Origin of the sequence: Seonamhaeicola sp. NFXS20 (assembly GCF_049132085.1) — a bacterium.
GTDB lineage: Bacteria > Bacteroidota > Bacteroidia > Flavobacteriales > Flavobacteriaceae > Seonamhaeicola.
Map to the genome: position 1 here is coordinate 237,411 of NZ_JAFMPU010000001.1, position 26,327 is coordinate 263,737.

Below are 26,327 nucleotides of genomic sequence, written 5' to 3' on the forward strand. Positions count from 1 at the left end.
TTTTTTAAGTTTTTTATGTTATCTATTAAGCATAGGTTGTGTTAACCCAAATTTATCTCGGGCTCTCAAAAAGATTAATAATCTGTGTGATGAGACTCTGAACAACACTTGAGATAGGCTTAGTGAAATTGTTCAGAATGACAGCTATAACTTTTTAGATAATGTCATTTGTTTACATTAATCCACTGCCCTTTAGTTTTCACTAAAAAGTTGTTATCATACATAGCTTCCGCTTGAATTCCAGGTAAGTAATAGCGCCCTAAGTAGGATGCATTTAGCATTACCAAGAATGTTTTGGTGCTATTAGAATTTCCGTTTTTGCTTAAGTCAAAATAGAAATTCACACGGTCGTCTCTAATGTCTGTATAGCGCGCTTCACTAGAGGTTGTATCCCCAAAATCTGTAAACCGGGTATTTACAATTTCCCATCCCGAAGGGAAAATTTGGGTTAAAGCCACATCCTTAACAGGTGTACTTTTAAGGTTGTTAACTTTTACTGTAGCAATAAAATCTTGCCCTTGTTTTAAGTTGGAAACATCAATTGTGTTGCCTTGTAAATCTTTATATGAATAGCTTATGCTTAGTCCGCGTTGTTCTGCAATTTCTTGTCCAACAGGAAGTTTTCCGGTGTTTAAAACACGCGTATAAACTACATTATTTTGGTTGTTGGTTATGGTTAAAGCGTTTGTACCATCTACCACTTGTAATTTGCGTTGAGCAATGGCATTTTTGGTATTAATAGTTTCTTTTTTTCCATTGATTGAGTAGCTAATATTTATGGCTTTTCCGCCATTAGCATTTACCATTTTAGCCATAGCTAATAAGCTGTAAGCTGTAGTTTGTGTACTCATCCAACGATTGCTAGATAAATCTTTGGCAATATATTCGGCTATTTCTCGCATTTTAGAATCTTTGGTTAATACCATAGTCTCTAAAGCCATGGCTCTATTTCTATCAACCGACCCGTATGAATAATAATCATATTTATTAGGTGTGAAATTAATGTTAGCCGATTGCGAAATACGCTCACTAGCTTCTTTTTGTCCAGCCAAGGCATAAGCCGCTGCTAATCGCCATTTGGCATCATTTGATAATTCTGAAAACTCACGTAATCTATTCATAGATGCCAAATCTGGACTTCCTGCTAATGCTAAAGTGTACAATCTGTAGGCTTGTGCTACATCAGAATTGTAATATTTGTAGCTTGGTCTCCAATTTCTAGCGGCTTGTTTTTGGTAGGTAATCCAATTGCTTTTAAAGGTTAATGGTAATACATAGCCTTTCTTTTCGGCTTCAATCATAAAATGACCCGCGTAACTAGTGCCCCAATCGTCAGTACTATTTTCACCTATCCAATAGCTTAATCCTCCGTTTGGTTTTTGAAAATGTGCAAGACGTTTAATGCCATTTTTAATATTTTCTTGAATGCTTTGTTTTTTATCGGCAGTTAAATCGAAAATATCACTTAAGAATAACTGCGGAAACACACTTGATGTTGTTTGCTCTACGCACCCATGCGGATACTGAATTAAGTATTGCATTCTGCGAGAGAAATCCATGGGAGGTAAAGTTGAAAACTCTACTATAGCAGAATTTGTTCCGGTAACACCAAAGGTTTCAAAAGCGATAGTTTCTGAAGTATTAGCGGCCAGTGTTTTGTCTATTGATTTTGATGTAAACGGATTAGGATTTACAACATCTAATTCAACTTTATAAGTAGATGTTTCACCATTACCTTTTGCAATAATTTCAACCGTATTGATGCCTTTAGCTTTACTTACATCTAAGGTAAAATAAGCCATTTTTTCATCAGGTTTAGAAAAATTAAGTTGTTGTGTTTTTTCACCTTCAACAGTAATGCCATTGCTTAATTTTAGGCTAATATTTACGTTTTTAACTTTAGGCTCCATGGCAAAAACGGTTACTGGTAAGGTTACTTTTTCACCAGGGCTTAATTTTCGCGGAAGCGTAGCTAACACCATTAAAGGTTTTTTAACTTGAACGGTTTTATCAGTGCTTCCGTAAGCTTCTTTGGTGTGGTCTCCAGCAACAACCATTGTTCTTACAGAACCAATATAATTTGGCATTTTTATAGTGTGCGATTTTTGTTCGCCTTTCTTTAGGCTAAAGGGTCCAAAATACTTCACTACAGGTTTAAAACGGTTAGCTTTTTTCTTTTTACCAGCAGTTGCACTACCATCACCACCAATAGCAAATACTTGGTCTATACTTCCAGAATATGCGCCAATAACATCATCAAAAACATCCCAAGTTTTTACACCTAAAGCTTCACGAGCGTAAAAACTATTCCATGCATTTGGAGTTTTAAAACGTGTTAAATCTAGCAACCCTTCTTCTACCACAGCAATGGTATAGGTCATGGGTTTTTTGTTTTTTTCAGAAACGGTAACCTTAAATTCTTGCTCTGGTTGTAGTACATCGGGCATGTTTATTTTGGGTTGTAGTTTGGTATTTGGGTCTTCAACCATCATAGGTATTACACCGTAAAGTCTTATTGGTAAATCGTTTGCTGTTATGGCATGTGGTTGCAATAGTGAGATATTGATAAATACGTTAGGAGCCATTTCTGGAGTTATAGGAATAGCAACTGTGGTTTCGCCTTTTTGTGTTTGTACCCATTGGTAATCTATTACTTCGGTGCCGTTTTCAATACTCACTAAAGCGCGCCCTTCATTACCAGATTGGAAGGTTACTTTGGCGGTTTCACCAACATTATAAGTTTCTTTATCACTAGAGAAAATGAGCATTTTAGCAGCTTCTTTATCGCCAGAACTAGCGTTTTGCCACCAATTTTTGTAGAAATAGGCTGTTCTTCCTGTGGCATGCCCGCTCACAGGGTCTTCAATTCTAATTAAATAGCGTCCGCGATCATGGTCTGGAACATTAATAGTGAAACTTGCTTTACCATTGGCATTGGTATTTATTTTAGATGTTGAATAAGGTTTGTGATAACTGCTAGATACGTAGCTAGATAAGTTGTCGTAAGACGAGTTCCACCACCAACGCCATTCAATTTTATATACTTTTACTTGAAGATTATTGCGTTTTATGGGGTTGCCTTGGGCATCAACTACTACTACATCAAAGGTTTGATTTTCATCTGTAAAATACGAGCCATAAGCATTTCCTTTAGGCGAACGTAACCCCACAAATGAGCTGTAAGGCGCATATTTTTTTGTGAATGCATCAATAGAGAAATCGCCACCATTTTCAAAAGCTCTTACTAAAAACTGAACGTTTAACATGCCTGGAGCTTTCTTTTTAATGTTTATTTTTTTGTTTATGTTGGCTAAACCTTCGGCGTTTACTTTACCTTCAAACACATTAAATTCTTCTGAGTAAAAATTACGTGTAGGATCATTAAATACATAGTTTTTGTAATTGTCAAAACCAGTATTTGTTGTTGTAAATCTTGCTTTAACTTCGGTTTTTAAATTTTTACCTGGTGCACCGTGTAGCCATTTTACATTTAAATTACCAGTAAGTGGTTTTGTTGCGGTAAGCACATCATCATCAAAATCAATTTTTATTTTTAATCGGTTAGGTTTTACGGTTTCAATTTTTAATCCTTTATAGAATGTAGCACCACCAACAGATACTTTGGCATTGTAATTTCCTGTTTTGTCATCGGTAGTTGTTGGTACTGTAAATTTGTATACATTATTTAAGTTGTTGCTAGTTACTTTTTTAAACACTAACTTTCCGTTAGGGTTTGTAATTTCTAGTTTTACTGGGTGGCCTTTTGGTAACTTATTAGCATTATCGTTTAACATAAAAGCTAAATGTAGCGTGTCGCCAGGTCTCCAAACACCGCGTTCGCCGTAAATGTAACCTTTAAGTCCGCGTTGAAGTTTTCTTCCAGAAACATCAAATTTACTTAATGAGAGGGCGTTACCATCGTAAAGACGTACATAAGTAGTATTATTTCCTTTTGAAATAATAGCGAAACTTGCGTATTTATCGGCATCAATAATAGTTAAACCATCTTTATTTGTAGTTGCTGAAGCAAGTTCTTGCTGCTGAAAATTGTATAAGGTTACTTTTGCATTGGCTTCTGGTTGGGTAGTTAAAATATTAGTAACGGCAAAAAAGTAAGACTTATTGGTACCTAGTTTTGCAATAACACCCAAGTTTGAAGCTATTAGGTTTTGTGATACTATTTTATTTTGATTATAGTAAGCCTCATGGCAGGGGTTGTTTTCTTCGCGCCAATTGTAGGTGTAGTTTTTGTAGCGGTAAAGCAGGTTATCCCAGTATTTTTCTTCACGAAGTTCTTCATTTTCACTATCTGGATTATCATCTTCATAAAAATCGTCTTCATAATAGGTATCTTCATTGGTGTTTGATGTGTCATCATTTGTTTCACAATCATATAAAGAGTAGTTTTTATTAAAACTAAGTTCAACACGGTAAATAGCACCAACATCGGCTTTAAAATAGTTTGATAAATCTATGCTGTAAGCTTTCCATTTGCCTGTGTTTTCGGCAGCTGTTTGTAATTGTATGGTTTGTTTTGCAATGCGGCGCCCAACTTTTTTAATGTTATATTGGTTATTGCTATTTAGGTTATTGTCTTGTAAAAACTGAAGCACATTATCTTCAAAAATTTTAATAATTCTAACATCAACAGCACTTAGGTTTACCGCTTCAAAATTAAATTTTAATTGTTGTGAATTTGGTAAAATACTACCACTGTTTAATAAGCGCACTTGTGGTTTTAATGATTGAAAAGCAACGGTTTCAGAAAATGGTTTTTTTAGTTTAAAACCATCGGTGTTTTTAATGCCTTGGAATATATCAACTTTGATGTTACCAACCAATTTAGTGCTTGGGTACACTTTTAAAACATTACCACTAACCACATATTTTGGGTTTTTTGCATTTTGAATAGACACCAAACCATCAAAATTTTGTTGTTTTTTTAAAGGGTCTGAAAAGTTTATTAATAAGTACTGCTCTGGAGATTGAAACACTTCAGTTTTTGTAATAGTGAAGTTATTTATACCTGGAATTACAATGGTATTTTCTCCTTTATTATCGGCATCAATAACTTTTCCATTCCATGAAACCTCAATATTACTATCTTCAATAACTCGATTTATACTGTCAATTTTAAATTCAAAAACAGTACTGTTTTTATAGCTTTCGTTAAAAACAATGTTTAGGTTTTTGCCGTTTTGTTTGGCTGTAATTAATTTTTTAGCGTTTTCAATAGAAATAAGGTCTGCCGATTTTATAACGCCTTCAATGTATTGCCAGTTTTTGCTGTAAGATTGCAGGTTGTTGGTTACCACATTAAAATTTGGAGTAATGGTTTTAAACTGAAAGGTGTAGTTTTTAAAACTAGAAGGGATGTCTTTATAAATTTCAGACAATTTTACGGTTACCGTGTATTCAGTTGAAGCATCTAAATACTCATCTGGTGTAAAAATTAGGGTTTGGTTATTACCAACTTTTAGTTTGCCTTCAACATAAGGTTTAATGTTTATAATGTTATCTGTTATTTCTTGGTGCATTTCCCAACCATCAACAGGTTTAGCTAAATTAATTTGAATGGGTTTGGCTACAGATGTTATTCCAGAAGTTGTGTAACTTATATAATCTCTATACTTAAAAATATTATCGGTTTCAACAGTTTTTTCTTTGCAGGAAGTTATTACAGAAACTACTAAAAAGCCGATAAATAATTTTTTTAAATACATGAGAAAAAAGATTTTAAATGAACACAAACAAAAAACTGTACGTTGTTTCCTGTTAATAAAGTTACGCTTTATAATTTAAGTTTAGACTTTATGTTTTTGTTAAATTGTTCTTAAATTTATAACACTAATAATTTTGTAATTATTATTAAAAGATATTTTTTATTGATATTTTCGTAAAAAATAGTTGAATAATTAAAAAATCAATATAAATACACTTCAAAATGAAAGCATTTGGTTTAGATAAAGCATTACAAACTTTAGGTATTTTAACTGTAAACAACGGTACATCTACTGGTGTTAATAATTTTAGTGAAGGTAAAATTATTAAAAGTTTTTCACCTGTAGATGGGCAATTGATAGCAAATGTAAAAACAACTACAGAAACAGATTACCAAAAGGTTATAGTTGCTGCAACCAAAGCTTTTAAAACATGGCGATTAGTTCCTGCGCCACAACGTGGAGACATTGTTCGCCAATTTGGAGATAAATTAAGAGAAAAAAAAGAAGCTCTAGGTAAATTAGTGTCTTATGAAATGGGAAAAAGCTACCAAGAAGGTTTAGGTGAAGTACAAGAAATGATTGATATCTGCGACTTCGCAGTGGGTTTATCACGTCAGTTACACGGTTTAACCATGCATAGTGAGCGCCCAGGACATCGTATGTATGAGCAGTATCATCCGCTTGGGGTGGTTGGTATTATTTCAGCATTTAATTTTCCGGTGGCAGTTTGGTCTTGGAATACCGCTTTAGCTTGGGTTTGCGGAGATGTTTGCGTGTGGAAACCAAGTGAAAAAACACCGCTTTGTGGTATTGCTTGCCAAAATATTATTGCCGAAGTTTTAAAAGAAAATAATTTACCAGAAGGTATTTCATGCTTAATAAATGGCGACTATAAAGTAGGTGAATTTATGACGAAGGATGTTAGAGTTCCTTTAGTATCTGCAACTGGTTCAACCAGAATGGGGAAAATTGTAGCAAAAGAAGTAGCAGGTAGATTGGGCAAAACTTTATTAGAGTTAGGTGGTAATAATGCCATCATTGTAACCCCTGATGCCGATATAAAAATGACGGTTATTGGAGCTGTTTTTGGTGCTGTTGGTACTGCAGGACAGCGTTGTACAAGCACGCGCCGTTTAATTATTCACAATAGTATTTATGACAAAGTAAAACAAGCCATTGTTGATGCTTACAAACAAATAAAAATTGGAAATCCATTAGATGAAACCAATCACGTAGGGCCGTTAATAGATAAGGCTGCAGTAAAAATGTATGAAAATGCTCTAATTAAGGTTAAAAAAGAAGGCGGTACTATTTTAGTTGAAGGCGAAGTACTTTCGGGTGAAGGTTATGAAAGTGGTTGCTATGTAAAACCAGCCATTGCCGAAGCAGAAAATCATTTCCAAATTGTACAACATGAAACCTTTGCACCTATTTTATACTTGTTAAAATATGAAGGAGATGTTGAGAATGCTATTGAACTTCAAAATGGTGTTGCTCAAGGTTTAAGTTCGGCTATAATGACTAATAATTTACGAGAAGCAGAACAATTTTTATCTCATGCAGGTAGTGATTGCGGAATAGCCAACGTAAATATAGGAACTTCTGGAGCCGAAATTGGGGGTGCTTTTGGTGGTGAAAAAGAAACAGGTGGTGGTAGAGAATCGGGTTCAGATGCTTGGAAAGTTTACATGCGTAGACAAACAAACACCATAAATTATACTACAGAGTTGCCCTTAGCACAGGGCATAAAGTTTAATTTATAGCAATCATACAAAATTTAAATGTGACTTTTTTCGGGTTAATGTTTCTTAAATAAAATGTAAAGTATTAAATTACAAACACTTAAACATTAACCAAAACAGTCTTTAAAATGAGTAAAAAAACATCCTGTCTCTTAGGAATTCTACTCACAATCATTCTTGGTACTATTTTGTACTATTTCTTTTGTTGTAGTCAATGCTGTGATAAAAACTCTCATACACAAAAGCAAAAACAAGAACCGTTGGTAGAAACCTCGAAAACTAAAAAAGCTACAAAAAATGCTTTTTCTATTACAGATGAAAATGGCGATTTAAAATTAGAAACTGCCAACAATTTTAACTTTAAAACTTCAGAGTTTTCAATTTTACAACCCGTTTCTAGCAATGTTGAAGAAAATATTTTAAAACTAAAAGGTTATTTAATTAAAAATTCACTTAAAGATTTAGAAATTACTGGGCTTTATAAAAGCGAAGAGCAAAACAATTCTGCTTATCCTAATTTAGGTTTGGCAAGAGCTAATGCTGTTAAAAACTATTTAGTTTTACATGGTGTACCATCTAATCAGATTGACACTTTTGGCAAGTTAAATGATGATATAGTTCCAGATGAAGCTAACACGTATTACGGACCAATAAAATTTACAATGCAAACTTTAGATGCATCTGATACTTCGGCATTAAAAGCATTAGAAAAATCTTGCGACTCTATTAGAACTAATCCGTTAGTACTTCATTTTAAAACAGGTCAGGCAGCTATTAATTTAACAGCTGAACAACGCCAAAAAATTGCCAACATTTCTCATTGTGTAGATAAATTAGGAGTAAAAGTGCAGGTAGTTGGACACACTGATAATTCAGGAGATGCCAATAATAATGTTGTTTTAGGTAAACAACGTGCAGATTTTGCAAAAGGTTATTTGGTTAAAAATGGCATTTTAGAGCAAAATATTGAAACTTCTTCTAAAGGACCACACGAACCCATTGCAGACAACGCAACCGAAGATGGTAGAGCAAAAAACCGAAGAACCGTAATAACAATTAATTAAAAACATTTTAAAAAATATATATAATCATGACTTTATTAACAATATCAATACCATGCTGGTTAATTCCTTTATTAGTAGGTTTAATTTCAGCAATATTAGGATACTTATTAGGCAGACTTGTGGGCGGAGGAAGTAGTGAAGAAAGCGATAAAATAGCAAAATTAGAAGCCGATTTAGAGGCTTGTTTAAAAAGTAAGAAAACCCTAAAAAATGATTTAGATACTTGCTTAACAAGTAAAGAAACTTACAAAAGAGAATTAAACACTGCTAAAGCATCATTAGCAAATTCTTTTGTCGCTAATTCTACAGATGAAGTAGCTTTAATTCCTTTTAATGCAACTGCAGCAAAGGCTGTTTTTGGTAAAAAAATTAAGGAAAACGATTTAACGGTGGTTGAAGGTATTGGTCCAAAAATTCAAGGATTATTTCATAATCACGATGTTAAAACATGGAAAGCATTGTCTGAATGTAGTATAGAAAAATGTCAGGAAGTTTTAAAAAGTGGAGGTGATAGGTTTAAAATGCATAACCCAGGCACATGGACAAAACAAGCTAAATTAGCTTATGAAGGTAAATGGCAAGAACTAAAAGATTGGCAAGACCAATTAGATGGTGGTAAATAAATTTAATTTAAAACCTAAATTTTAAAGCTACTTTTAAATAAAGTAGCTTTTTTGCTATAGAATTAAACTTTTGTAACTGTTTGCAGTCTAATAAATTAGGTTGCCTTTAGTAAGTCTCTGTAAAAAAGTTTAAAATGATACAAAAGCATGTTCAGCATTTATATAACAGATTAGGGTTTGGTATTTTACCAAAACAACTTAAAGAGTTGTCTAAAAAAAGTAAAGAAGAAATTGTTGATAATCTTTTAGATAATTCAAAAAAAATAACACCTTTAGAGGTAGATATTTCTGAGCTTAAAGCTGCTTTTAAGAATATGATTATGATGGGTAATCCAGATAAAGATACGCGTCAAAAACTTCAAAAAATAAGTAGACAAAAACAATTAGATTTAAACATTGCTTGGGTTGAAAGACTTACAAATCCTACAGAGCTATTACGAGAAAAAATGACCCTGTTTTGGGCTAATCATTTTGTGTGTAGAGACAATAACATTGTATTCATTCAAAATTTTAATAACACGCTTCGAAAACATGCACTTGGAGATTTTAGAAACTTTGTTAAGGCTGTTTCAAAAGAAGCTGCTATGACCAAATACTTAAACACTAAACAAAACAAAAAGCAAAAACCTAATGAGAATTTTGCCCGCGAACTTATGGAACTTTTTACTCTAGGGGTTGGTAATTATACCGAAAATGACATTAAAGAAAGTGCAAGAGCCTTTACAGGCTATGGCCATAATTTTGTAGGAGAGTTTGTTTTTAAGCAGCGCCAGCATGATGATGGAGTAAAACGGTTTTTAGGGCAATCTGGCAATTTTAAAGGAGATGATATTGTTGATATTATTTTAGAGCAAAAACAATGTGCTAAATATATTTGTGAAAAAATATACGCCTACTTTGTAAATGATGTTTTAAATAATCATCATATTTCTGAAATGGCAGAGGTATTTTACAAAGACTACAATATTGAAAACCTAATGCGCCATATTTTTATGTCAGATTGGTTTTATAACAAAGAACATATTGGTAGCAAAATAAAATCGCCTATAGAGTTTATAGTAGGAATTAAAACCTTAGTACCTATACAATTTAAGAATGCCAAACAGCAAATTTATTTACAGGGTTTGTTGGGGCAAACACTTTTAAACCCACCAAATGTAGCAGGTTGGAAAGGAGGTAAAAGTTGGATAGATAGTAATACCATTGCGCTTAGGTTAAAATTGCCATCATTATTGTTGAATAGTGCATACATTTCTAAAGCTAGAAAAGGTGAGCTAGATGTAGGTATTGAAAAGAAAAAACAATTTTATAAAAAAAATTACGGTAAACGTTTTAATGTAGTGTGTGATTGGGAGTATTTTAAAAAGCAATTTGATGAAGTAGAAGTAAATGACTTGCAAAGTTATGTATTAGCATGCCCAATATCATCAAATGCTAAAGCATATTTAAATACTCTAAATAAGATTTCAAAGCAAGAATATTGTATTCAGCTAATGTCGTTACCAGAATATCAAATGTGTTAATTATGGACAGAAGAAAATTTTTAAAACAATCATCACTTGCAAGTAGCTTGTTTTTTGTTCCAAGTTTTGTGAAAGCTTTTGAGCAAGTTGCTAGTAGCACATTAGGTTATAAACGTTTGGTAATTATACAATTATCTGGAGGTAATGATGGTTTAAATACTGTAATTCCTTTTGAAAACGACTTGTATTATAAAGAAAGACCTTCTCTAAGCATTGCCAAGAGTAATGTTTTAAAACTTACTGATGAGGTGGGGTTACACCCAAGTTTAGAGCCTTTAAACAGATTATATGATAAAGGGCTTTTAACTATTATTAATAATGTTGGGTACCCCAACCCTAACCGTTCGCATTTCAGGTCTATGGATATTTGGCAAACCGCAGTAGACGCTAATGAATATTCACAAAGCGGTTGGATAGGAAGATTTTTAGATTATTATGGAGATGCTCCATATTCTGCTATAGAGATTAATGAAAACTTATCGTTAGCCATGAAAGGCGAAACTAAAAACGCTATTGCTACACAAAATGCTAAATCATTATACAATTTATCTAGAGATCCTTATTTTAAAAGTTTACAAAAACATAAAAATGATGCCCATTTAAGTGAGCATAACTTAGGTTATTTATATAAATCTATGATTGAAGCAAATTCTTCGGCTAAATATATTTATGAAACTAGTAAAACAGTTAACTCACAGAAAGAATATCCAAACAATAAGTTTGCTAAACAGTTAAAAACTGCGGCTCAGTTTATTAATTCTCATTTAAAAACCAAGGTGTATTATGCTTCTTTAGATGGTTTTGATACACATGTTAATCAATTACCAGTTCAAAATCGTTTATTAAAACAATATGCAGAAGGTATAGAGGCTTTTGTAAATGATTTAAAAGCGGGAGGTACTTTTAATGATACTCTAATATTAACTTTTTCTGAATTTGGAAGACGCGTTAAACAGAATGCAAATATTGGTACAGATCATGGTACTGCCAATAATTTATTTATAATTGGAAATCAATTAAAAAAGCCTGGGATTTATAATAAAGCAGCAAACCTTAGTGATTTAGATGCTAATGGCGATTTAAAATTTGAAATAGACTTTAGAACTGTTTATGCTACAGTATTAAATAAATGGTTAGAGGTGAATGATGAAAAAGTACTTAAAAAATCGTTTAAGCAATTGAGTTTTATATAAAATAAAAAAAACCTTGCCTCAATGCCGAATTATACGGGAGAAGCAAGGTTATATCTTAAAAAGATTAATAGCAGTACAAAGGTAATGAGTTTTATCTTTTTAACAAAGTTTTAACGTTAATTTAAGGTTAATTTTTGTGAGAAAACTAACTATATTTCACTTTTCTCAAAATTCGCATACTTTCTTTGTAAAATTGATTAACCTCTTTTCCGTATTGTTTTAAATAAGGTTTGGCTTCTTTTAGTTTATCAATAGCCTCATGAAATAAATTAAAATAACAAATTAAGTATGTAGCTGGTAAATTTCTTAAATCTGATGCTTCATGCTTTGTTAATGTTATACCTTTTTTTAGTTTATCTAGTATGGTATTATTGGTGTTATAAATGTGATGAAGTACTTTTTTATCAAATTGTGGTGGTTCAAATAAAAGTTGAGTGTTAATATTATAATTGGCATTATCTTCAAACTCAATAATTGTTTCTTCTAGTTTGTAATATTTATTATTGTTATGAAATCCAAGATTAACATATTCTATAATTTTAAAATTATCATCATTATATGATATGGAAACTTCATCTAAAGCAGAAAAGAACAATCGTACTTGTTCGTTTATTAATTCAATATCAACTCTAGAATAATAAACATCATCGTTAACAACTTTTTTTTGTCCAGACCAACACAGCACAAAATATTCTTTAAACACTTTGTATTTTGGATCAAAGTCTTTTCGTTTATTTAAAAAATCAAAAACACCATCTAAAGTATGCTCAATATTATTCTGGGCATTATTTTCAATAGCAGCAACAATTTTAGAGTTTACGTCTTTAATTTCAATATCAAAAACTTTTGGCATGCTCATACTACCATCTCTAAAAAACACAGAGCCTCCATAATATTTCCAAATATTTTTTCTTAAAGAAGTTAGCTTGCCTGTGGGCCTAATAGTTACTAAACCAACTACTTTATGGTCTGGTAAATGCGGAAAAGGTATATTTTCATATTGAACAATTGGCGGATTAGTTAAATAGGCATTAATAAGGTTTTGAATTTTACTGTCATCAAAAAAGTCAACCCCAATAATATTGTTATCCTCATCTTCTACTCCAATAACAATGTATGAATTATTTTTAGGGTTACTATTAGATAGGGCGCAAATGTGTTTTAAAAATTTAGCTTTTCCTTCTTTGTGGCTAATATCAATTTTGCGTTTTTTATCATAAAAACTATTTTCGTCATTATGAGCCAAAAGGTGTTTTATAAGAAGACGTTTGTTAATCATTGGGGCGCGTGCTCTTAATTAAATTTCCTTTTTAACAATGGTACTATTAGCTTGTGCGGTGCAAAACATTAAAACATCTGCAATGTTTACATGGGGTGGTCTAGATACTGCAAAATAGATAACTTCTGCAACATCTTCGGCTTGTAAAGCTTTAAAACCTTTATAAACGGTATCTGCAATTTTATCGCCTTTAAATCTAACTTTAGAAAATTCGGTTTCAACCAATCCTGGATTTATTGCACCAACTTTAATTCCGTAAGGGTTTAAATCTATACGCATACCTTCAGTAATGGCTAAAACAGCGTGTTTACTACCACAATACACATTACCTTTTGGGTAAACTTCTTTTCCTGCAGAAGAGCCAATATTTATAATATGCCCAGATTTACGTTCTGTCATTCTTGGTATAATGGCTTTACTTACATAAAGAAGTCCTTTTACGTTAATATCCATCATAGCATCCCAGTCATCAATACTTCCATTGTTAATAGGGTCTAAACCATGAGCATTACCGGCATTGTTAATTAGGATGTCAATGTTTTTGAATTTCTCAGGTAATGATTCAATTGCTTTAAAAGTTTCTTCTTTGTTTCTAACATCAAAATTTAAAATATGCACATTGGTTAATTTACTTAGTGCCTTTTTAATGGTTTCTAAGCGTCCTAATCGGCGTCCGCAAAGTATTAAATCAATGCCGTGTTTGGCAAACTCAAAAGCGGTAGCATGCCCAATACCACTTGTTGCGCCAGTAATTAAAGCTGTTTTTTTCATTTAAGTTTTTTTGATTCTGTATAAAAGTAATTAAAACAGTTTTAAATTATAAATGAAAAAGGAGTAGTTTTCTAACTAAGTATTAACATTTGTAAACTCTTGAAGTTAGTGATTTTACTCAATTTATTTTTAACCTATTTTTAACACCAAGTCACCAAAAATTTTAACAATTTGCACTGCTCAAAGAAGCTTATTATATTCGAGCTTTAAAAAACTAAAAATGATGGAAGAAACAGGTACAATTGATATTAAGACAATTAACGAGAAGATTGAAAAGGAAAGTGCTTTTGTTGATTTACTTATGCTGGAAATGAATAAAGTAATTGTAGGTCAAAAGCACATGGTAGAACGCTTGCTTATTGGCTTACTGGGGCAAGGACATATTTTATTAGAAGGTGTTCCTGGACTTGCAAAAACGTTGGCTATTAATACCTTGTCACAGGCTGTACATGGTAGCTTTAGTAGAATTCAATTTACACCAGATTTATTACCTGCAGATGTTGTTGGAACACTAATTTACAATATAAAAGAAAACGATTTTTCAATAAAAAAAGGACCCATTTTTGCCAATTTTGTTTTGGCAGATGAGATTAACAGGGCACCAGCTAAAGTACAATCGGCGTTACTAGAGGCTATGCAGGAAAAGCAAGTTACCATAGGAGATGAAACTTTTGTGTTAGATAAACCTTTCTTAGTAATGGCAACCCAAAACCCAGTAGAGCAAGAAGGAACTTACCCATTACCAGAAGCACAGGTAGACCGTTTTATGCTAAAAACCGTTATAGATTATCCTAAAATTGACGAAGAGCAATTAATAATGCGTGCCAATATGAAAGGTGCTTTTGAAAAGGTTAATCCCGTAGTTTCCATTCAGCAAATCTTAACTGCTCAAAAAGTAGTTAGAGAGGTTTATATGGATGAAAAAATTGAGAAATACATTTTAGATATCATTTTTGCTACAAGGTATCCAGAAAAATATAAGCTAGCCGATATAAAACCGCTTATTTCTTTTGGGGCATCACCCCGTGGAAGTATCAATTTAGCAACTGCAGCTAAATGTTATGCTTTCATTAAAAGACGTGGTTATGTTATTCCAGAAGATGTAAGAGCTGTAGTGTACGATGTATTGCGTCACAGAATAGGTATTACTTATGAGGCAGAAGCCGAAAATATAACTTCAGTAGACATCATCAACAAAATAGTAAACGAAATAGAAGTACCTTAATTAGTTGGCAGTATTCAGTTACCAGTCTTCAGAAATTACTAGCAAAATGTAAAACTGAAACTTTTATACTGAATGCTTTATTTAGAACTGCTCACTGCATACTAAACACTGCAAACTGAAACAATGGATACTAAAGAATTACTAAAAAAAGTACGAAAAATAGAGATCAAGACACGTAGGTTGTCTGATCATATCTTTGGAGGTGAGTATCATTCTACCTTTAAAGGGCGCGGTATGACATTTAGTGAAGTTAGGCAGTATCAATTTGGAGATGATGTTCGTAATATAGACTGGAATGTTACAGCACGCACCAATGAACCACATGTAAAAGTTTTTGAAGAAGAACGAGAATTAACCATGATGCTTATGGTTGATGTTTCTGGCTCAGAACTTTTTGGTACAGAGCAACAGTTTAAAAACGAGGTGGTAACAGAAATAGCTGCCACTTTAGCGTTTTCTGCAACTCAAAATAATGATAAAATAGGCTTAATATTATTTTCAGATAAGGTAGAACTTTATATTCCACCTAAAAAAGGACGCTCTCATGTGCTGCGTATTATTAGAGAACTTATTGAGTTTGAACCAGAAAGCAAACAAACCAATATAGCCGAGGCATTAAAGTTTTTATCTAACGTAATGAAAAAGAAGGCTATTGTGTTTTTACTGTCTGATTTTATAGCAGATGATTATGAACACACCATGAAAATTGTGTCTGGTAAGCACGATGTTACCGGTATTAGAGTGTACGATAAACACGAGGAAACTATTCCAAATTTAGGAATGGTTCAAATGCAAGACGAAGAAACAGGTGAGTTAATGTTGGTTAATACATCATCTAAACAAGTGAGACTTAATTACAGTAAGTTCTATAACCAAAAAGTGAATTACTTTAAAGAGAGTTTTAATAAATCTGGTGCTGGTACTATTGATTGTAGAGTAGATGAGAGCTACGTTAAAAAGCTTTTGGGGTATTTTAAAAGAAGAGGTTAATCTAAGTAAAAGTTAAAAGTGATAAAAAGTAAGTTTATATATAAACAGAATAATATGAGGTCATTGGGTGCAGGTCAATTGCCTTCAATAATTTTTTCTACTCTCTTTTTTCTATGTTCTTTTTTCTCTTTTAGTCAAGTAACATCATCAATAGACTCTACCTCTATAAAAATAGGCGAGCAAATTACTTATAAAATTCAGGTTGAAACAGATACAACTAGTTTGGTGGTTTTTCCAGAAGGACAAACATTTTCGCCACTAGAAATGATAGAATCTTACGTTATAGACACGCTTAAAAAAAACGATAAATACAATTTAATTAAAAAATACGGATTAACCCAGTTTGATTCTGGCGCTTACACCATTCCAAGGCAAAAAATAATAGTAGGTAATAAAACATTTTTTACAGATTCTTTACGCGTAGAGGTTAATAATATAACTGTTGATACCACAAAACAAGGTATGTACGATATAAAGCCAATAATTGAAGTAGATAAAAAAGGCGGTGATTGGTGGAAATATCTCTTAATAGTATTATTAGTTATAGGCCTTGTTGGAGCTGCTCTTTGGTGGTTTATATGGCGAAAAAAACCATTAACAGAAGAAGAACAAATAGCCCTATTACCACCTTATGATAGAGCTAAATTGGCTCTAAAAAAATTAGACGAAAGCCATTATTTAGAACATGAAGATCTAAAAACATACTATTCAGAGCTTACTTTGGTAATTAGAAAGTATTTAAATGAAAAAGTATACGACCACTCTTTAGAAAGTACCACAGACGAACTCATTTCAAGACTTAAATTACTAAAAGATGGTAACCAAATAGATTTAAGCCAAGAAACAATAAAAAATATTGAGAATATTTTAAGGCGCGCCGATTTAGTGAAATTCGCAAAATCTGCTCCAGACATTGCTTTAGCAGAATTAGATAGAAATACCATTGATGCCGAAATAGACCACGTAAAAGAAGTATTGCCAGAACCTACAGAAAAAGAAAAGCTTCTAGATGAAAAATACAGAGAAGAATTAGAACGCAAAAAGAAACGCAAAAAAGTAATTATTACAGTTGTTATTAGCCTATTTTTAGTGCTAGCAACTATAGGTGGTTTTTCAATAAAGTACGGTTTTAATTATGTAAAAGACACCATTATTGGTCATGACAGCATAGAGCTTTTAAAAGCAGATTGGGTTACTAGTGAATATGGATTTCCGCCAGTAACCATTTCAACCCCTAAAGTTTTAAAACGATTAGAGCCTAATTTACCAGAAGAGCTATTGCAACAAGTTGATGTTACCATGTTTGGTTATGGCAGTTTAATTGAGAAGTTTAACATTGTGGTTGCAACTTCAAAAATTAAAAATATGGGTGAAGGAGAGGCTAAAATAGACATTAAACAAGCTATTGACGGCAATTTAAAGACTATTGAAGCAGCAGGAGCAAAAAATATAGTAACAAAAAACGAAGAATTTGTAACACCCAATGGGGCCGAAGGCTTAAAAGTATTTGGAACCTTAGATATGCCAGAGGCTAACAATGGTAAATATGTAAAAGGAAACTATGTTATTTTAGGGTTTACTGCAAAAAATGTAATTCAACAAATTATGCTTACTTGGAGAGAAAATGATGAGTATGCAGACCAAATAGTAGAGCGTATTTTAAATTCAGTTGAACTTAAAAAAGAAGAAAACTAATGTTTGAGGGCATTGAATTTTTAAATAAACAATGGTTCTGGTTGCTTTTAGCACTTCCACTAGCAATACTTTGGTATGTTTTAAAGCATAAAAAGCAAACCGCAGAACTTAAAATGTCAAGTTTAAAAGGGTTTAAAATCACTAATACATGGTTACCAAAGTTTAGACATTTACTTTTTGTTTTAAGATTATTAGCACTCACAGTATTAATTACAGCATTGGCTAGACCTCAATCTGTTGATGTTTCAACAAAAACAAAAACCACCAGAGGTATTGATATAGTTATGGCTATTGATGTTTCGGCAAGTATGTTAGCTAAAGATTTGGCTCCTAACAGATTAGAAGCATTAAAAGAGGTGGCTTCAGAATTTATAAAAGGAAGACCAAACGATAGAATAGGCTTGGTAGAATATGCTGGAGAAAGTTATACTAAAACACCCATTACTAGCGATAAAGCTATTGTTTTACGTTCTTTAAAAAGTATTAAATACAACAACATAATAGAAGGTGGAACAGCAATTGGTATGGGTTTAGCCACCGCAGTAAACAGATTAAAAGACAGTAAAGCAAAAAGTAAGGTTATTATATTACTAACAGATGGAGCTAATAACGCAGGTTTTATAGACCCTATAACCGCAAGTGAACTAGCCGTAGAGTATGGTATAAAAACATATACTATTGGCTTAGGTACTAATGGAATGGCGCTTTCACCTGTTCGTCTTTTGCCCAATGGCCAATTTCAATACGGACGTATTCAGGTAGAAATAGATGAAGAGTTATTACAATCTATTGCAGAAGCCACTGGAGGTAAATACTTTAGAGCAACAAACAATAAAAAGTTAGAAGAAATTTATAACGAAATTAATAAGTTAGAAAAAACAGAAATAGAAGAATTTAAGTTTTATAATTATGAAGAAAAATACAGACCATTAGTATTGTTTGCAGGCGTATTATTATTGTTAGAATTATTGCTTAGATTTTCTATTTTTAGAAGTTTTGTATAATAAAAAAATAAAAAGATAAATTAAAGTTGCGGTGTTTGTGATAAGGTTAAATAACTGCCTACTGAATACTGCAACTGAATACTGATAACATGTATCAATTAGAAGAAAAAATATGGTTTTGGGCATTATTGATTATTCCGGTAATCATACTATTCTTTTTGGTGCTTCAACTTTGGAAATATAAAACCCAAAGAAAATTTGCCGATAAATCATTATTAAAAAGAATAAGCCCTAATACATCGTTATTTAAGTCGGTTTTAAAAATCATAGTTTTAAGTTTAGCATTTTTGTGTTTAACCTTGGCATTAGTAAATCCTAAAATAGGCACAAAATTAGAAACTGTAAAGCGCGAAGGTGTAGATATTGTTTTTGCGGTAGATGTTTCTAAAAGTATGCTTGCAGAAGATGTTGCACCTAATCGGTTAGAAAAATCAAAACAGCTAGTTACTCAAATCATCAATAATTTGGCAAGTGATCGTGTAGGTATTATTGCTTACGCAGGAAAAGCATTTCCACAATTACCTATAACAACAGATTATGCTTCGGCTAAAATGTTTTTACAAGGTATGAATACCAATATGCTGTCATCACAAGGAACCGCAATAAATGAAGCTATAAAACTAGCTTCTTCTTATTTTGATGATGAACAACAAACCAATAGAGTGCTTATCATTATTTCAGATGGCGAAGACCATAGCGAAGAAGCTGCTGCAGTTGCAGAACAAGCCAGTGAAGAAGGTATTAGAATTTTCACCATTGGTGTAGGCGATGTAAAAGGTGGCCCAATTCCTATAAAAAGAAACGGAGTTGTTTTAAACTATAAAAAAGATAGTCAAGGAGAAACCGTAATTACCCGTTTAAACGAAGAAACGCTTAAAGCCATTGCAGAAGAAGCAAACGGAGCTTATATAAATGGTAAAAACACCAAAAATGTAGTAGAACATATTAAAGAAATATTAACCAAAATGGATAAAACCGAGTTTGAAGCTAAACAGTTTTCAGATTTTAAAGACCAATTTCAATGGTTTTTAGGTTTTGGTATTTTCTTTTTATTACTAGATGTGTTCTTACTAGAGCGCAAAACAGCTTGGTTAAAAAAGCTTAATTTGTTTAATGAGAATTTATAAATTCTTTAACTAAAACAAAAACAAGGTTTTATATATTAGAATTTAGATTTACGTAAAATGAAACACTTAGTAGTAATCATATTAACCTTATTAGCTTTTAACTCTTTTTCTCAAGAAAAAGAGGAAATAGATAAAGAAAAATTATTGGCTTTAAAAAAAGCTAATAATTACGTTTATGAAGCTAATAAACTGGTATCAGACGATTTTGTTTTAGGTGAAATGGAGTATAGAAAAGCCCTTTCCGAAAACCCAAACTCTGTTGCGGGTAGTTATAATTTAGCAAATGCCTATTATAAAGAAGGTAATTTTGAAGAATCTTTATACCGCCATCAACAAGCAGCTAGTAAAGCTCAATCTAAAGCAGAAAAACACAAAGCATTTCATAATATTGGTAATATATTAATGAAAAATAAACGCTGTACAGAAGCTGTAGAAGCCTATAAAAATGCTTTAAGAAATGATCCTACTGATGATGAAACACGCTACAACTTAGCATTAGCAAAAGAATGTGCTAAACAAGAACAGCAAAATAAAGACCAAAACGAAGACGACAAAAACAACCAAGACAACAACGAAAACCAAGATAATAAAGAGAACCAAGACAATAAAGACAAAGACAAGGAAAACGAAAATAAAGATAACCAAGGCGATAATAAAGAAGATAAAGAAAACCAAGACGAAGGCAAAGAGAAAGAAAAAGAGGGAGATGACAAAAAAGATGAAGACGGAAAACCTCAAGATGAAAAAGATGATAAGGGTAAAGAAGGTGATAAAAATGATGAAAATAAGCAGCCTCCAAAACCCCAACAAGGTAAAATGTCTCCTCAGCAAATAAAGAATTTACTAGAAGCCATGAATAATCAAGAACAAAAAGTTCAAGAAAAAATGAATGCAGAAAAGCAAAAAGGCGTTAAAGTAAAAACTGAAAAAGATTGGTAAAGAAACTAGTTAGCTGAAATAAAAAGAATGAAGTTTAAAAATTACATATCCATTTTATTACTACTGTTAGTTTCAAGTTTTACAATGGCTCAAGTAACATTTGAAGCCAAAGTAAGTAAAAAGAAACTTGGGGTTAATGAACGATTACGCATTGATTTTACAATGAATGAAGATGGAGATAATTTTAATCCACCAAGTTTTTCAAACTTTACAGTTGTTGCAGGCCCTAGTCAATCGGTAAGTAATTCTTGGATAAATGGTGTAAGAACTTATAAAAAAACCTACACCTATTTTCTGGCGCCTAAAAAGAGAGGAACATTCACAATATCTCAAGCAAGCATTACAATAGATGGTGAAACCTATAAAACAGTTCCTGTAAAAATTGAAGTAACTGAGGCTGTAGAAGTTCCTAAAGATCCTAACGACCCCAACTATGTAGCTTCCGAAAGTATTCATTTGGTAGCAGAAGTTTCTAAAGCTAACCCATATTTAAATGAAGCTATTTCGGTAGTTTATAAATTATATGTGGCTCCAAATATTCGTATTCAAACACCAGGAACAATAGATATTCCAACCTTTAAAGATTTCTGGAATCAAAATATAGAAATTAAAGAGTTAAGGTTAGAACAAGGCTCTTATAAAGGTGAAGACTACAGTTATGTGGTTATGATGAAGCAGCTTTTAATACCACAAAAAACAGGTGAATTAAAAATACCAGCTTTAGTACTAGACGTACCAGTACAAGTACCAACTAACAGACGCGATATTTTTGGTAGTAGAATAATGACCAGAGTTAACAAAAGAGTCTCTTCTGGCATTAGAACAATTAATGTAAAAGCACTACCAGAAACAGGAAAACCAGTAGATTTTACAGGGGCTGTTGGTAGAAATTTTAAACTAAACGTTACAAGTTCTAAAACAAAATTAGATGCTTCTGAGTCATTACAAGTAAAGGTAAGTGTTAAAGGAAACGGAAATCTAAAACTATTTAAACTTCCTAAAATTTCATTACCAAGCTCATTAGAAGTGTATGAGCCCGAACATAGTGAGCAAATAAGAACTAACTTATCTGGAATGCAAGGAAGTGTTTTAGATAGTTATACGGTGGTTCCTCAGTTTAAAGGCAAGTACCCAATACCAAGTATTTCATTTTCTTATTTCGATTTAGATACAAAAACCTATAAGCGTTTATCTTCAAAAGAAATAGTTATAGATGTTGTTAATGGACCTTCATCAAGTACACCAACTTCAGAGAACAACACAATAGCAAATAATAAACAAGCGGTTGTACTTAATAGCGATCAGTTTGCATTTATAAAAACGAAAACTAGTTTTAGTAGTATTGGTAAAACCCATTTCTTTAAAACTAAAGCATTTTGGAGCCTACTTTTATTGCCATTTTTAGCAATTCCGTTAGCAATTGTGATAAGACGTAAAAAAGCTAGTAGAGATGCCGATGTGTATGGAAACCGAATAAGAAAAGCAGATAAATTAGCAAAAAAATATTTAAAAGGCGCTAAAAAATCACTTGGTCAAAAAGAAGCCTTTTACATTGCATTAGAAAAGGCATTACATAATTATTTAAAAGCTAAATTGCTTATAGAAACAAGCGATTTTAGCAAAGAAAAAATAACAAATCTGCTTAAAGAAAAACAGGTTGAAGAAAGTACCGTTAATAACTTTATAAGTATTATAGAAAACTGTGAATTAGCCAGATATACGCCCATAGACACTGTTACTATGAATGAAGATTATGAAAAAGCAGCCAAAACCATTTCTTTAATAGATAAGCAAGCACGTTAAAATGAAAAAAATATTCTATTTAGCACTGTTATTGTTTAGTTCAACATTGTTTGCTCAAAATCAAGCATTGTTTGAGCAAGGGAATGCTTTATATAATGAAGGTAAATACGCAGAAGCTATAGATAAGTATAAGGCAATATTAGAAACAAAAAAGCACTCTGCCGATTTGTATTTTAACTTAGCCAATGCCCATTATAAATTAAATAATATAGCCCCTAGTATTTATTATTATGAAAAAGCTTTACAACTTAATCCTAATGATGCAGATATAAAAAACAACATAGCATTTGCAAGAAATATGACAATAGATGCCATTGAAGAAATTCCAGATGCGGGATTGTCAAAATTAATGAAAAATATCACCAACACTTTTAGTTTTGACAATTGGTCTAAAATATCTATTGCATTTGTGTTTTGTTTTGTAATCTTATTTTTAGTGTATTATTTTGCGTATTCTACAGTTGTAAAACGGTTAACTTTCATAGGAAGTTTAGCATCTCTTTTGCTAGTTTGTGTAACCTTAGTATTTGCGTTTCATAGACATAATTTAGATAAAAAAGATAATCCAGCCATAATTTTTGTGCAAGAAGCCAAAGTTAAAAGCGATCCAAATTTAAGAAGCGAAGAAGCTTTTAGATTGCATGAAGGCACTAAAGTACAAGTAGAGGAAACATACAATGATTGGAACAAAATTAAGCTTGCAGACGGAAAAACAGGTTGGGTGATTTCAGAAGATATTAAATTGTTGAATGATTTTTAATATTTCCTTAACAATAAAAAGCATATATTTGTTTTTCAAAAATTTTTAATAAGTGTTTAAAAGAGTCATTTCTACATTTTTTTTAGTGATTTTTGTGTCATTTTTAATGGCACCATCAATCATTGTGTTAGTTGATGATTCTGTTGATATTTCTACTTATTATACCATTTCTGAAGAAGAAGAAAAGACTAATAAAGCAAGTGCAGATAAAAATGTTTTCTTTTCAGAACTTAGTGATGATGTTGTAGAAATAGTTTCAAACAATTCTAAAAATTATTCAGGATATTACTTTAAAAAATATCAAAAACCTCACTTAAATTTAATCTCTCCTCCCCCAGATTTTTACATATTATAAATTTTAGTTTTTTAAAAAGACCTTACAGTCTAAAATCAATTTTTTAACCTCTTAGTTATTTCAATTAAGAGAAATTAACTATTTATATTATAATATGTTTAAAAGTATTAAAAAAGACTTACCAGCGAGTATAGTCGTATTTTTTGTTGCCTTACCGTTGTGTTTAGGTATTGCTCTTGCCAGTGGAGCTCCCTTGTTTTCAGGGTTAATAGCTGGTATTATTGGAGGTATTGTTGTTGGTGCTTTAAGTGGGTCTAAAGTAGGTGTTAGTGGTCCTGCTGCGGGTTTAGCTGCCATAGTATTAACAGCCATAGGAACTTTAGGCGGGTACCAAAACTTTTTAGTAGCCGTAGTATTGGGCGGAATTATTCAATTATTATTTGGTGTATTAAAAGCAGGGGTTATTGGTTACTATTTCCCATCATCAGTAATTAAAGGAATGCTTACAGGTATAGGTATTATTATTATTTTAAAACAAATACCTAACTTTTTTGGATATGATGAAGAATCTGCATGGGATTTAGAGTTTTTTGAAATTGACGGTGGAAATACTTTTTCAGAATTGTTTTCAATGTTAAACAACATTCATCCTGGAGCTGCCTTAATAGGAATTGTTAGTTTAGCTATTTTGATACTTTGGGATCGTGTTCTTTCAAAAAAAGGTAAAATCTTTAAACTTATTCAAGGGCCGTTGGTTGCCGTTGTTTTAGGAATTCTTTTTTATAATTTTACAAAAGGCGGATCATTATCAATTACAGGTAAGCACTTGGTGAGTGTGCCAATTCCAGAAAGCGCTTCAGATTTTCTTAGTCAATTCAACTTCCCAAATTTTGCAGCTATTACTAATATAGATGTTTGGGTTACAGCCTTTACAATAGCGTTAGTTGCAAGTTTAGAAACTTTATTATGTGTAGAGGCATCTGATAAAATAGATCCAGATAAAAATGTAACACCTACTAACAGAGAATTATTAGCGCAAGGTGCAGGTAATATAATTTCTGGTTTAATAGGAGGTTTGCCAATTACTCAAGTAATTGTTAGAAGTTCGGCTAATATTCAATCTGGAGGAAAAAGTAAATTGTCAACAATTATACATGGGTTCTTATTATTAATTTCAGTGATATTAATTCCAAAACTGTTAAATATGATACCTCTTTCAGTATTAGCAGCTATTTTATTAGTTGTTGGGTATAAGTTAGCAAAACCTTCACTGTTTAAATCTATGTACAAACTTGGGTGGAAACAATGGGCGCCTTTTATTGTTACGGTTGTAGGTATTGTGTTTACAGATTTATTATTTGGTATTGGCTTAGGTTTATTAGTAGGTATTGTAGTAATCTTACTAAAAAGTTACCAAAACTCACATTTTCTTCATATTGAAGATAAAAGTAATGGTAAGCACAAAATAAAAATGACACTTGCAGAAGAAGTAACATTCTTTAACAAAGGTGCTATTTTAAAAGAGTTAGACAGTTTACCAAGAGACACGTATTTAGAACTAGATCTTATTAAAACAAGATATTTAGATAACGATATTATTGAGATTCTTGAAGATTTTCTGTACAAAGCAGAAGAACGAAACATTGATATTAAATTAGTTTCTAAAAGAGGTATTGTAGAAAACCCAGCAAGTTTTATCAAATTTTTTAATGATAGGCCAAAGTCTAAATTAAGTTTAAGTTAATAGAGCATGAAAAATAATAGATATAAAATTTTAGTGCTTTCAGACTTAAGTAAAAGATCTGACACTATATTAAAAACAACCGCTAATTTAGCTAAAATGATTGGTGGAGATATTAATCTTTTACATGTAAAAAAACCAGTTGATGTTATAGAGACAGACAATCAGCTTTCATCAATACGTACGTTTAATAGAGATTATTTAAAGAGTAAAAATAATATAGAAACTATTGTAAAATCTGTAGATAAGCAACTTCATATAAATTATGATATAGTTTATGGTAACGTAAAACAAGAAATAGAAACCTATATACAAAACATAAACCCAGATATTATAGTTTTAGGAAAAAAGCGATTTAATGCACTAAAGTTAATTGGAGACAATTTAACCAAGTTTATTCTTAAAAAATACAAAGGCACTGTTCTTATTGCTTCTAATAACAATGTTTTAGAATATAATGAGAATTTATCTTTAGGTATTTTAAATGATTTTGAACATACTTCAAACGCAGATTTAACAAAATCCTTAATGAATTTAACTCAAAAACCTATTAAGGCATTTAAAATTAAAAATTCTACAAATTTGTCTAGTCAGAACAAAAAAGATGTAACATCTAACAAAACTGTAGAATATGTGTTTGAGCCTAATTCTAATGTCTTAAATAACTTGTCAAACTATCTATTAAAAAGCAATGTTGGGTTGCTGTGTATTAATAAAAATAGTGTTAATACCAAAAGTAACAAGGGGCTATACACAAATATAAATTTAGACGGAGTAATTAAGAGGCTTAATGTTTCTTTATTACTAACTGCATAGCAGTAAAGATTACA

The 26,327-nt window shown here is 31.8% G+C and carries 19 protein-coding genes; 16 read left to right on the plus strand and 3 right to left on the minus strand.

The annotated features are described in order from the left end of the window. Positions 1-164: 164 nt before the first annotated feature. Entirely contained in the window at positions 165-5,723 is a 5,559-nt protein-coding gene (locus J1D01_RS01125) for an alpha-2-macroglobulin family protein (RefSeq protein WP_421149558.1), read from the minus strand. 221 nt (positions 5,724-5,944) lie between these two features. Here J1D01_RS01125 and J1D01_RS01130 point away from each other — a divergent pair, with 221 nt between their 5' ends. The 5 genes from J1D01_RS01130 to J1D01_RS01150 all read left to right on the plus strand — a co-directional run bounded on the left by J1D01_RS01130 (position 5,945) and on the right by J1D01_RS01150 (position 11,868). Continuing rightward, the gene (locus J1D01_RS01130) at positions 5,945-7,486 is read left to right on the plus strand and encodes an aldehyde dehydrogenase family protein (protein ID WP_421149559.1); all 1,542 of its coding nucleotides are present in this window, start codon (positions 5,945-5,947) and stop codon (positions 7,484-7,486) included. 107 nt (positions 7,487-7,593) lie between these two features. Further along, positions 7,594-8,529 (plus strand): OmpA family protein, encoded by a 936-nt coding sequence (locus tag J1D01_RS01135; protein WP_421149560.1) that lies wholly within the window; start codon positions 7,594-7,596, stop codon positions 8,527-8,529. A gap of 26 nt (positions 8,530-8,555) precedes the next feature. After that, entirely contained in the window at positions 8,556-9,152 is a 597-nt protein-coding gene (locus J1D01_RS01140; RefSeq protein ID WP_421149561.1) for a hypothetical protein, read from the plus strand. Positions 9,153-9,286: 134 nt separating this feature from the next. Then, positions 9,287-10,675: a DUF1800 domain-containing protein gene (locus J1D01_RS01145; protein ID WP_421149562.1), complete on the plus strand. Its 1,389-nt coding sequence runs from the start codon at positions 9,287-9,289 to the stop codon at positions 10,673-10,675. Between the two features lie 2 nt (positions 10,676-10,677). Next, positions 10,678-11,868: a DUF1501 domain-containing protein gene (locus J1D01_RS01150; protein WP_372935497.1), complete on the plus strand. Its 1,191-nt coding sequence runs from the start codon at positions 10,678-10,680 to the stop codon at positions 11,866-11,868. Between the two features lie 145 nt (positions 11,869-12,013). Here the strand turns inward: J1D01_RS01150 and J1D01_RS01155 are convergent, their stop codons facing one another. Together J1D01_RS01155 and J1D01_RS01160 are read right to left on the minus strand one after the other, a co-directional pair. Beyond that, positions 12,014-13,147: an ATP-binding protein gene (locus J1D01_RS01155; protein ID WP_421149563.1), complete on the minus strand. Its 1,134-nt coding sequence runs from the start codon at positions 13,145-13,147 to the stop codon at positions 12,014-12,016. Between the two features lie 18 nt (positions 13,148-13,165). Then, a complete protein-coding gene (locus J1D01_RS01160; RefSeq protein WP_372935501.1) occupies positions 13,166-13,918 on the minus strand; it encodes an SDR family NAD(P)-dependent oxidoreductase in 753 nt (250 codons plus the stop codon). Positions 13,919-14,141: 223 nt separating this feature from the next. Here J1D01_RS01160 and J1D01_RS01165 point away from each other — a divergent pair, with 223 nt between their 5' ends. From J1D01_RS01165 to J1D01_RS01215, 11 genes are all read left to right on the plus strand, one after another. Next, a complete protein-coding gene (locus J1D01_RS01165; protein ID WP_372935525.1) occupies positions 14,142-15,143 on the plus strand; it encodes an AAA family ATPase in 1,002 nt (333 codons plus the stop codon). 123 nt (positions 15,144-15,266) lie between these two features. Next, a complete protein-coding gene (locus tag J1D01_RS01170; RefSeq protein ID WP_372935503.1) occupies positions 15,267-16,133 on the plus strand; it encodes a DUF58 domain-containing protein in 867 nt (288 codons plus the stop codon). Between the two features lie 54 nt (positions 16,134-16,187). Next, positions 16,188-17,828, plus strand: coding sequence for a hypothetical protein (locus J1D01_RS01175; RefSeq protein WP_421149564.1), 1,641 nt, complete (start codon positions 16,188-16,190; stop codon positions 17,826-17,828). Then, a complete protein-coding gene (locus J1D01_RS01180) occupies positions 17,828-18,832 on the plus strand; it encodes a vWA domain-containing protein (RefSeq protein WP_372935507.1) in 1,005 nt (334 codons plus the stop codon). The genes J1D01_RS01175 and J1D01_RS01180 overlap by 1 nt, the downstream gene beginning before the upstream one ends. 89 nt (positions 18,833-18,921) lie before the next feature. Next, positions 18,922-19,959 (plus strand): vWA domain-containing protein, encoded by a 1,038-nt coding sequence (locus tag J1D01_RS01185; protein ID WP_421149565.1) that lies wholly within the window; start codon positions 18,922-18,924, stop codon positions 19,957-19,959. A 57-nt stretch (positions 19,960-20,016) separates the two neighbouring features. Next, positions 20,017-20,898 (plus strand): tetratricopeptide repeat protein, encoded by an 882-nt coding sequence (locus J1D01_RS01190; RefSeq protein WP_372935511.1) that lies wholly within the window; start codon positions 20,017-20,019, stop codon positions 20,896-20,898. 27 nt (positions 20,899-20,925) lie between these two features. Further along, positions 20,926-22,701 carry a BatD family protein gene (locus J1D01_RS01195; protein ID WP_421149566.1) on the plus strand — a complete coding sequence of 592 codons (1,776 nt, stop codon included), beginning with the start codon at positions 20,926-20,928 and terminating at the stop codon, positions 22,699-22,701. A gap of 1 nt (position 22,702) precedes the next feature. Continuing rightward, positions 22,703-23,461 (plus strand): SH3 domain-containing protein, encoded by a 759-nt coding sequence (locus J1D01_RS01200; protein ID WP_372935515.1) that lies wholly within the window; start codon positions 22,703-22,705, stop codon positions 23,459-23,461. Positions 23,462-23,513: 52 nt separating this feature from the next. After that, positions 23,514-23,816 carry a hypothetical protein gene (locus tag J1D01_RS01205; RefSeq protein ID WP_421149567.1) on the plus strand — a complete coding sequence of 101 codons (303 nt, stop codon included), beginning with the start codon at positions 23,514-23,516 and terminating at the stop codon, positions 23,814-23,816. Between the two features lie 94 nt (positions 23,817-23,910). After that, positions 23,911-25,500, plus strand: coding sequence for a SulP family inorganic anion transporter (locus J1D01_RS01210; RefSeq protein WP_372935519.1), 1,590 nt, complete (start codon positions 23,911-23,913; stop codon positions 25,498-25,500). Between the two features lie 6 nt (positions 25,501-25,506). Beyond that, complete coding sequence (locus J1D01_RS01215; protein ID WP_421149568.1) at positions 25,507-26,313, plus strand: universal stress protein; 807 nt, start codon at positions 25,507-25,509, stop codon at positions 26,311-26,313. Positions 26,314-26,327: the final 14 nt, after the last annotated feature.

Excerpts from the sequence above, each read along its gene's own strand:
- J1D01_RS01125 (WP_421149558.1), bottom strand. The coding sequence starts at position 5,723 with ATGTATTTAAAAAAATTATTTATCGGCTTTTTAGTAGTTTCTGTAATA.
- J1D01_RS01130 (WP_421149559.1), top strand. The coding sequence starts at position 5,945 with ATGAAAGCATTTGGTTTAGATAAAGCATTACAAACTTTAGGTATTTTA.
- J1D01_RS01135 (WP_421149560.1), top strand. The coding sequence starts at position 7,594 with ATGAGTAAAAAAACATCCTGTCTCTTAGGAATTCTACTCACAATCATT.
- J1D01_RS01140 (WP_421149561.1), top strand. The coding sequence starts at position 8,556 with ATGACTTTATTAACAATATCAATACCATGCTGGTTAATTCCTTTATTA.
- J1D01_RS01145 (WP_421149562.1), top strand. The coding sequence starts at position 9,287 with ATGATACAAAAGCATGTTCAGCATTTATATAACAGATTAGGGTTTGGT.
- J1D01_RS01150 (WP_372935497.1), top strand. The coding sequence starts at position 10,678 with ATGGACAGAAGAAAATTTTTAAAACAATCATCACTTGCAAGTAGCTTG.
- J1D01_RS01155 (WP_421149563.1), bottom strand. The coding sequence starts at position 13,147 with ATGATTAACAAACGTCTTCTTATAAAACACCTTTTGGCTCATAATGAC.
- J1D01_RS01160 (WP_372935501.1), bottom strand. The coding sequence starts at position 13,918 with ATGAAAAAAACAGCTTTAATTACTGGCGCAACAAGTGGTATTGGGCAT.
- J1D01_RS01165 (WP_372935525.1), top strand. The coding sequence starts at position 14,142 with ATGGAAGAAACAGGTACAATTGATATTAAGACAATTAACGAGAAGATT.
- J1D01_RS01170 (WP_372935503.1), top strand. The coding sequence starts at position 15,267 with ATGGATACTAAAGAATTACTAAAAAAAGTACGAAAAATAGAGATCAAG.
- J1D01_RS01175 (WP_421149564.1), top strand. The coding sequence starts at position 16,188 with ATGAGGTCATTGGGTGCAGGTCAATTGCCTTCAATAATTTTTTCTACT.
- J1D01_RS01180 (WP_372935507.1), top strand. The coding sequence starts at position 17,828 with ATGTTTGAGGGCATTGAATTTTTAAATAAACAATGGTTCTGGTTGCTT.
- J1D01_RS01185 (WP_421149565.1), top strand. The coding sequence starts at position 18,922 with ATGTATCAATTAGAAGAAAAAATATGGTTTTGGGCATTATTGATTATT.
- J1D01_RS01190 (WP_372935511.1), top strand. The coding sequence starts at position 20,017 with ATGAAACACTTAGTAGTAATCATATTAACCTTATTAGCTTTTAACTCT.
- J1D01_RS01195 (WP_421149566.1), top strand. The coding sequence starts at position 20,926 with ATGAAGTTTAAAAATTACATATCCATTTTATTACTACTGTTAGTTTCA.
- J1D01_RS01200 (WP_372935515.1), top strand. The coding sequence starts at position 22,703 with ATGAAAAAAATATTCTATTTAGCACTGTTATTGTTTAGTTCAACATTG.
- J1D01_RS01210 (WP_372935519.1), top strand. The coding sequence starts at position 23,911 with ATGTTTAAAAGTATTAAAAAAGACTTACCAGCGAGTATAGTCGTATTT.
- J1D01_RS01215 (WP_421149568.1), top strand. The coding sequence starts at position 25,507 with ATGAAAAATAATAGATATAAAATTTTAGTGCTTTCAGACTTAAGTAAA.